This is a genomic window from Peribacillus sp. YIM B13482 (assembly GCF_042787975.1).
GTDB lineage: Bacteria > Bacillota > Bacilli > Bacillales > DSM-1321 > Peribacillus > Peribacillus simplex_A.
This window is the reverse complement of record NZ_JBHZPF010000101.1, coordinates 1-7625: the sequence shown is the minus strand read 5'-3', so window position 1 is coordinate 7625 and position 7625 is coordinate 1. Positions and strand designations below refer to the sequence as shown.

Sequence of the window (7625 nt, the reverse complement as noted above, 5' to 3'; positions counted from 1 at the left end):
ACTTGGCTACTTAAGTCCGGTGGCTTATCGAAACTTAGCCCTTAAAAAAGTTGTTTGATTTAGTGTTGACATACCACAATCCGTTAGCACCATATTGACTCATACCTACTCCGTGACCATTTCCCTTAGTATTAATAATTACCTTATTACCTTCTCTTTTAAATGTGAAATCGGAAGAATTAAGTCTTAGCTTATCTCTGATCGTCTTTCCACTATATTTCTTACCGTTAATTTCAAAAAACTTTATACGATTTCCTTTGGATTTTGAGATAACCCTGCCGATATTAACATCATTATTCAATTTAATTCCCAGCAACTCTTCAAATTTAGTTACTTGAATAGTTGTTTGGTATTGGAATTTAGGAGATTGTATGTCCCAAGGACTTTCAACGCTTTTTAGATATGGCGTTTTATTACCCCAATAATCCTCAGAATTCTCCGTATATCCATTACTGGTCGAAAAGAAAGAAGCATCGATTGGTTTCTCATCATAGGTTAAAATCTTACCTTTTGTCGCTTCAACTGCTTTTTGTATTTTAGAGATATTTGATTTATAATTTTCTCCCCACTCATTAGCCAGTTCTTTTTTACTTTTATATACTTGATGGTATTGAATATTATCAGTTATATCAGTACCGCCTGGTAAATTAATTTTAGAATTAGAAAGCATTTGTTTAACTAAAAATGTTCTAGCTGCTAAAGATTGAGCCTTTAATGCCTCTAATTCAAAAGTAATTGGCATTTCTGAAGCAACAACACCTACAACATATTCTTCTAAAGGGATATGTTCAATCTCTTTAGTGTTTGTCCTATAAACTGACACGTCGATGGATGGTTCAGTCGAATTTTTATCGTTTTTACTTTCTTTAATGTCAGTTGAAGCAACAATATTCTGTTTTGTAGATGCTTGTTTTGGATTGTTTGAAAATGAAACTACTAAAAGAGAAGGTACTACTAAAATTAAAGAAAATATTGTAAGAACTATCCACATTAATGGTTGAAATTTATTCATCATTCCTCCTTAAAATAAATCACTTTTTTTAAGATTATGAATTAACCCTTCTTTATATTACCAGTTTTAGGAAATGGTAAAACTTAGATAAGACTTACCAATTATATATATCCATTTTAACAATACTTATTGAATTCCTCAGTTTGATACGAATATCTCTCGAATGCTCACTTATTCGCAGGATTTCATAACCCTTGTAATTGGATTTCCGGGTAATTGAAATGAGATCAGATCATTTTGGCCTCGTGAAGGCAAAGTTAAATAAAGGGGACATTTCGCTCATGAAGCCTGTATATGAAAATAAAAGATTTAACCCCAACACATTATCAAAAAATCATTAATAAACTCGCTGATCAAGAAAATAGTAAAAGAACAGTAGAAATCATCCACACTACTCTTTCCAATGCGATGAATAAAGCCGTTTCTCTTGAAATGTTATCTAAAAACCCTTGTTCCAGAGTGACTATCCCTAATAAGGCAATAAACCAAATAAAAGAAGATGAAGATTTAGAATATCTAAGCAAAGATGAAGTGATTAGATTTTTAGATGCTGCTCTAAAAGAAAATTGGAACTATTTTATTTTATTTAAAACACTAATCGATACTGGTTTAAGAAAAGGTGAAGCTTTAGCTCTCCAGGTACTGGATTTAGATTCCACTGATAATAAAATTAAGATCTACAAAACTTTAAATTATGATGTTTTGAACATTGATAAAATGTTCGATCCACCTAAAACTGAAACATCGTATAGAAAAATTTTAATCGACGAAAGCCTTGCCGCTCTGTTAACACGTCATGTCATTAAGAAAAAGGAAATAAAGTTGAAATTGGCAGAAAGGTATCAAAACAACTCTTGTTTTCGAACGAGGGAATGGCCTCCCCTATTCTAAATCCACCTTACACAGAGCATTTAATCGCATCTGTAGAAAAGCCGGAATTACAAAACATATAACCATTCATGGTTTACGACATACACATGCAGTGCTCCAGCTTGAGGCTGGTGCGGATATGAAATATGTTCAGAAAAGATTAGGTCATGGCAGCGTTGCTATAACTTCTGATGTTTACGCACATATAAGCAAAAAACTTGAAAAGAAAAACATGGATAAGTTTGAGGAATACACCAAGGGATTAGATGTAGGGAAAGAAATGTTGTCGTTTTTAGGATTACTTTGTATTGTGGTCACAATATTTTTTATAATTGCCGCAGTCATATCAGCTTTTAGAAAAACAAGGAAAGTTAAGAAAAGATTATTGACAGCACTTGGGTCATTCATTTTATTTTTCATTTTTTACGCTGTTTGGATGTCACTTGAAGGAGAAAAACCTTCAGAAGTAACTCAAGAGAAGACAGCGAAAATTACAAAAGACGAATATAAAAAAATTAAAGATGGTATGACTCTTGAAGAGGTTAAAACTATAGTAGGTGGAAAAGAAAAAAGCCAAAATAAATTCGATGATTTTGTGGAATATAATTTCGATGGCGAAAATGGCGTTGAAAGTGATGCATATGTAATACTGGATTTTAACTATGATAAAACATTAGACAAGAAAATCGAGATTGGACTATTATCACCTCGAGATGATACTGAAGTATCGACGGAAGAAGATACGGAAGAGGACCCTACAGAGAGCTTAAAAGATCATATAGAGTATCAACTTACCGAAGATAATGATTTTAATATTGTCAATTTAGAGGTCAATGAGCATATGGGGACCGATATTGAAAACGATAACATTGTTATCCTTACACTTTTGGGAAGTGAAAACCTAACAGCTAAGATGAAAGCCAACGGATTGTTTGAAGACAGCAATGTAGTATTTCAGAGTTTGTTTGAAAATACAGACGTGGAAGAAGCTGTTTTGTTTTGGCAACTCCCTGTTACAGATTCAACAGGGAACACATCAGATAAAAATGTACTGAAAATTACACTAACTCGAGATACATTTGAAAATATAAACTGGGAAGATTTCGATTCTCATGATTATAAAATTGTTGCAGAAGATTATGAGGAATTGATCCAGTTTTCCGGAATAAAAAGCCCTCTCACACGAGAAGGGCTTTTAGAGTGTAGACAAATATAATATAGAAAGAGGAGTGTTTTGAATGACAAAACGAGGTACAGAGGTACATTGTATAAGATAATATTTTTTTGAAAAGTGTACGTAAAATTTAAAAAGCCATACATGGCTGTATTAAAAAAGCCCACATCGAATTTTATTAAAAGTCAAGATATTTTATTAATGACTTGATAAAAAGGAAGAATTATATAATGTTGCACATTATATAAGACAAAAAAAGAAGGATAGATAAAATTTGCTTTATCTATCCTTCTTTGTACTACATATGACCTCATTTACTACAACAACATTAAGATTTACTACAATAAAATAAAAAATTCGTTGTTCAATTAAAGCGCCTTTTAGTGGAACAACATAAAGGGCGTTTTTAAGTATGATTTTGTTTTAAAGTTTGATCATTTTCCATACTTCTTATAGAACTAAAGCACCCGTTAGTTTAAGTGTTATACTTCACAAATTATTAAAAAATATTTAATTCTAGAAATTCATCAGTTTCCATAAAACCAAACTTCTTATACACAGGTCTACCCATTTTTGAAGCCCCAAGCCATATTTGTGAAATACCTGAAATCTTAACTTCATCAACTAATTTAGTTAACAGCTTTGTTGCGATTCCTTGCCCACGATAATTTTCATTAGTATACATATTTGTGATATAAGCCTTTTTTCCAGTCTTATTGGTGTAACAAGGTGGAAATTCATAAAAAATTACTGCACCACAAGCTATAATTTCTTCATTATCTTCCACTAGCCATTGAATTAAAGTACCATCACTTAGTTTATTTTTAAAGAAAACATATAGTTCTCTATCAATATCTATATTAGATTCTATCCCCTCATCAACTAATTGCTTTTTTCTTAACTCGACCAATTTATCAATATCATCGATATTTGCTTTACGATATTTCAACTTCTCACAACTCCTTTATAAAATTACAACTGACCAGCCCCATAGCATACCTTTTATATGTTAATCCAAAGAAAGTAACTGAATTATTGGTTTAAATCCATATGTTATTTTCAGCAGTTAGTTTTAAATTAGTTTCACCAGTGTTGACTACACCTTTAGGCTCTACCAGCATTATATGGCATTCCTTTTCAGCATAAGGCTTATGCTCCACACCTTTTGGTATCACATACATTTCTCCTTTGGAAAGTTTAACCTCTCCATCGCGGAATGCGATGGACATCTCGCCGTCTATCACGATGAATGCCTCATCGGTGTCTTTATGATCGTGCCATACAAAATCCCCCAGAATCTTAACTAACTTAAACTGATAGTCATTCATTTCACCAATGACTTTGGGCGACCAGTGTTCACTGAATTTGGACAGTTTCTTGCTTAGATTAATAGCATTATAATTGATATAAATCCCCCCAGAACTATTCTTACCCTTATTTTACAACTTCGATAGATTAATTACTATTTTGATTAAGATCTCAAAAGTTTCTGCTGTCTTCCACAAAAATGGCCCAATTGTTGAGCAAAGATCAAACAGCACTCTTGAACTAAACTGCCCCGATAGTTGCATAAGAAGAAGCTGCCTTAAAGACAGCTCCGATCTTCAGCTAACGCACCCGTTAGTTCAGTAAGACATACTGTCCAAGCTATCACCATAAAAAAGCCAACTTTATAAATATCTACCTTAATACAGGAGGGATTTCGGTTTTTATTGGGGTACCGCCACATGCCCATCAACTTAAGCATTCAGAATTACCCCAAAACGAAAAAATGAGCTTTTTTGCTACAAGTTAGCAAAAAATTTCGTTCTGGGGGTATTTACTTTTCTTAGCTTGATAGCCATATGTGTACTACCACGAATAGAACGGTACCTTTTATATATTTTCTTTCGTAATATTAACCCCATATTCCCTATAAAAATCTAAAATTGCAGATGCATTCACACCCAAATCTAATAGATTTTCCGGAAAGTAAATTTCAGAATCCGGAACCACAATATCAGATGTTTGTAAAATGTTCTCTGCTTGGACAGCTGCTCCTAAAGCAGTAAGATGTGTCTGTCCTAACGGATCTGATATGTTCACACATCGTCTATGCAATACACCAGTAGCATCATAACCTTTAAGATGAATAACTATGTTATGTGCACTTCCCCTTCCGGGTTTATAGAGAATATTTTTCCGTAAATTGGTAAATTTTTCTCCACTAATCATTTTCCAAATCCCTGTATTCACCAGAGAAACCAGTCCATATGTAGATATTTTACTATCAAAAGCAATACGAAAGTTAGTCGAAACAGCATGAATTGATTCTGGCAGGGTTACGTGATCGGGAGTATCCAAACGATAACATTTGGTTATATAACCGTTTGGAAAGCGGACTTTGATTGGATTAGTCATTGGATAAGCCTGTCGCATTCCCTCTCGAGCTTTGACTTCAAACGGAATAGTTAACCGGTCCATATACGCTGTTGAATTTGGTCCTGCTTTGTCTTGAAGAGAATATAGTGCGTTGATATCAACCGTAACCTCTTGAAGATCTTTTGAATAAATTTTAGAAAAAAGGGCTGCTGTCCCCCCCATCCACCCTGAAGCTAATACAACAGGGGATTGGACCTCAACATTTTTTAATCGATCAATAGAACTCTTAAAGCGTTCAGTCCAACGAGTAATGTCAACCAATGGAATTTTTTTTCGAACTGCAGATAGGAGTAGTCTATCTTGAGGGTCATTAACCGCATTAACAACTAATGTGAAATTATCATCCAAATTTCTTAAAGGATCATCTGTTGTGTTGTCTACCTTGACTATTTTTACTCTCTCTGATTCAAAAGGTAACGCTTTCCCTAAGGTTCTTCCTCCTAATCTAATTTCCAAATCAGGATGTCGATCATGTAAAATTCGAGCAATTTGACTACCAACAACTCCATACCCACCAACAATTAATACTGTTTTTTTATTCATCTGAAACCTCCATTTTAATTAGTGTGAGATTATAAGTTTAAATGATTAAAAACTTAAACCTTTTAACATATTATCGCTAAAAAAAGGGACAAAAGGTGTCCCTAAACTATAAATGAATACCTAGTTCTTACATTCATCTTCAACTAAAGAAACAAGTTCTTTTAAAAGATTTATTGTTTCATTAAATTCAAGACAATAATACATTTCAGTGCCTTTTTTCTGAACTTGAAGTAACCCTGATTGTTTCAATATTTTCAAATGATGAGATACAGTAGGTCTTGACATAGGAATATTCTCAGCAATTTGCGTCACATTCAAGCTATCTTTATCAATTAAAAGTGATACAATTTGCTGACGAGTTGGATCCCCCAACCCTTGAAAACATGGTCTTAAATTTTCTAAAATATGCATTACTTTATCATTACAGTTCATTTCGCTAACATTACCTTCCGTTTAAGAATTTAATCATTTAAACGTATTATAAATTACATTACTATCTAATGCAATAAAGGGGTACCACCACATGCCCATCAAGCTAAGTTTAAACAATACCTTCAAAAATGAAAAAACGCTATGCTTATCGTAAGAAGTTTACGAGAAAGGATGGTGTTTTTTTATGAATCCTATCGTCTCCAGTGAACTGACACTTTTTGCAAAAGAATTACAACGTTTTCTATCCCCAATAGTCCTACAAGAAACGGCCAAACAGGTGGGCTTTGTACAACGATCTAGTAAGTATCAAGCAAATGGACTTATCGCCCTGTGCGTTTGGCTCAGCCAAGAAGTCGCTAGTACATCACTTACGCAATTATGTAGTCGTTTGGAGGCTTCCATGGGTGTACTAATAAGCCCAGAAGGGCTGAATCAGCGCTTTAATCCAGCAGCTGTCGCATTCCTCCGAGAAGTCTTTACTTCACTCCTAACACAAAATCTCTGTTTAAATCATTCGCTTTCTTCACACATGATTTCTGCTTTCGAACGTATTCGGATTTTAGATGCGACTGTATTTCAGCTACCTGATTCCTTCGCCACAAATTATCAAGGCTCTGGAGGGAGTAGTCATACTGCAGGGGTGAAAATCCAATTGGAATACGATTTATTAAGTGGCCAATTTTTAAACGTACAGGTAGGACCAGGAAAAAACAATGATAAAACATACGGTACAATCTGCCTTGAAACTGTAGAGAAAGGCGATTTATGTTTACGTGATCTTGGTTACTTTGATTTAGGAGACTTACAAGCCATTCATGATAAAGAGGCTTATTATATTTCTCGGTTGAAGTTAAATACACGTATTTATATCAAGAACCCTGATCCAGAATTTTTCAACAATGGCACGTTAAAAAAACAAACCGAATACATCCAGCTTGATATGACACAAATGATGTCCCGTCTAACCTCTGGTGAAACACTGGAAATCACTGAAGCATACATTGGTCAAAATCAGAAGCTTCCAGCACGTGTCATGATCCATCGTTTAACCGATGATCAAACGCAAACACGCCTAAAAAACCAAGCATTCGAGAAAAGAAGAAAGGCATTGTCATGAAGGAGAAAAGTAAGCACTTGATGGGTATGAATGTCTACATAACGAATACATCACCA

The 7625-nt window shown here is 34.1% G+C and carries 7 protein-coding genes and 1 pseudogene; 3 read left to right on the top strand and 5 right to left on the bottom strand.

Annotated features, from left to right (window positions below):
* Positions 1-34: 34 nt before the first annotated feature.
* Entirely contained in the window at positions 35-1012 is a 978-nt protein-coding gene (gene spoIID, locus ACFX4L_RS24560; protein ID WP_377406546.1) for a stage II sporulation protein D, read from the bottom strand.
* 294 nt (positions 1013-1306) lie between these two features.
* On the opposite strand from spoIID, the gene ACFX4L_RS24555 reads away from it, so the two are divergent.
* A complete protein-coding gene (locus tag ACFX4L_RS24555; RefSeq protein ID WP_377406544.1) occupies positions 1307-1903 on the top strand; it encodes a tyrosine-type recombinase/integrase in 597 nt (198 codons plus the stop codon).
* The gene (locus ACFX4L_RS24550; RefSeq protein ID WP_377406548.1) at positions 1854-3098 is read left to right on the top strand and encodes a tyrosine-type recombinase/integrase; all 1245 of its coding nucleotides are present in this window, start codon (positions 1854-1856) and stop codon (positions 3096-3098) included. Before ACFX4L_RS24555 ends, ACFX4L_RS24550 begins: the two co-directional genes overlap by 50 nt.
* A 457-nt stretch (positions 3099-3555) precedes the next feature.
* Here ACFX4L_RS24550 and ACFX4L_RS24545 read toward each other — a convergent pair whose 3' ends face one another.
* The 4 genes from ACFX4L_RS24545 to ACFX4L_RS24530 all read right to left on the bottom strand — a co-directional run bounded on the left by ACFX4L_RS24545 (position 3556) and on the right by ACFX4L_RS24530 (position 6452).
* Complete coding sequence (locus ACFX4L_RS24545) at positions 3556-4005, bottom strand: GNAT family N-acetyltransferase (RefSeq protein WP_377406542.1); 450 nt, start codon at positions 4003-4005, stop codon at positions 3556-3558.
* A 91-nt stretch (positions 4006-4096) separates the two neighbouring features.
* Positions 4097-4462: a cupin domain-containing protein gene (locus tag ACFX4L_RS24540; protein ID WP_377387456.1), complete on the bottom strand. Its 366-nt coding sequence runs from the start codon at positions 4460-4462 to the stop codon at positions 4097-4099.
* A gap of 469 nt (positions 4463-4931) precedes the next feature.
* Positions 4932-6020 carry a saccharopine dehydrogenase NADP-binding domain-containing protein gene (locus ACFX4L_RS24535; protein WP_377387621.1) on the bottom strand — a complete coding sequence of 363 codons (1089 nt, stop codon included), beginning with the start codon at positions 6018-6020 and terminating at the stop codon, positions 4932-4934.
* A gap of 120 nt (positions 6021-6140) precedes the next feature.
* Positions 6141-6452 carry an ArsR/SmtB family transcription factor gene (locus ACFX4L_RS24530; RefSeq protein WP_002013825.1) on the bottom strand — a complete coding sequence of 104 codons (312 nt, stop codon included), beginning with the start codon at positions 6450-6452 and terminating at the stop codon, positions 6141-6143.
* Between the two features lie 184 nt (positions 6453-6636).
* Between ACFX4L_RS24530 and ACFX4L_RS24525 the strand changes: the two are divergent.
* Positions 6637-7625: pseudogene (locus ACFX4L_RS24525) on the top strand (IS4 family transposase); the annotation flags it as partial.

What these genes read in the sequence shown, in the direction of transcription:
- spoIID (WP_377406546.1), bottom strand. Translation starts at nt 1,012, where the DNA reads ATGAATAAATTTCAACCATTAATGTGGATAGTTCTTACAATATTTTCT.
- ACFX4L_RS24555 (WP_377406544.1), top strand. Translation starts at nt 1,307, where the DNA reads ATGAAAATAAAAGATTTAACCCCAACACATTATCAAAAAATCATTAAT.
- ACFX4L_RS24535 (WP_377387621.1), bottom strand. Translation starts at nt 6,020, where the DNA reads ATGAATAAAAAAACAGTATTAATTGTTGGTGGGTATGGAGTTGTTGGT.
- ACFX4L_RS24530 (WP_002013825.1), bottom strand. Translation starts at nt 6,452, where the DNA reads ATGAACTGTAATGATAAAGTAATGCATATTTTAGAAAATTTAAGACCA.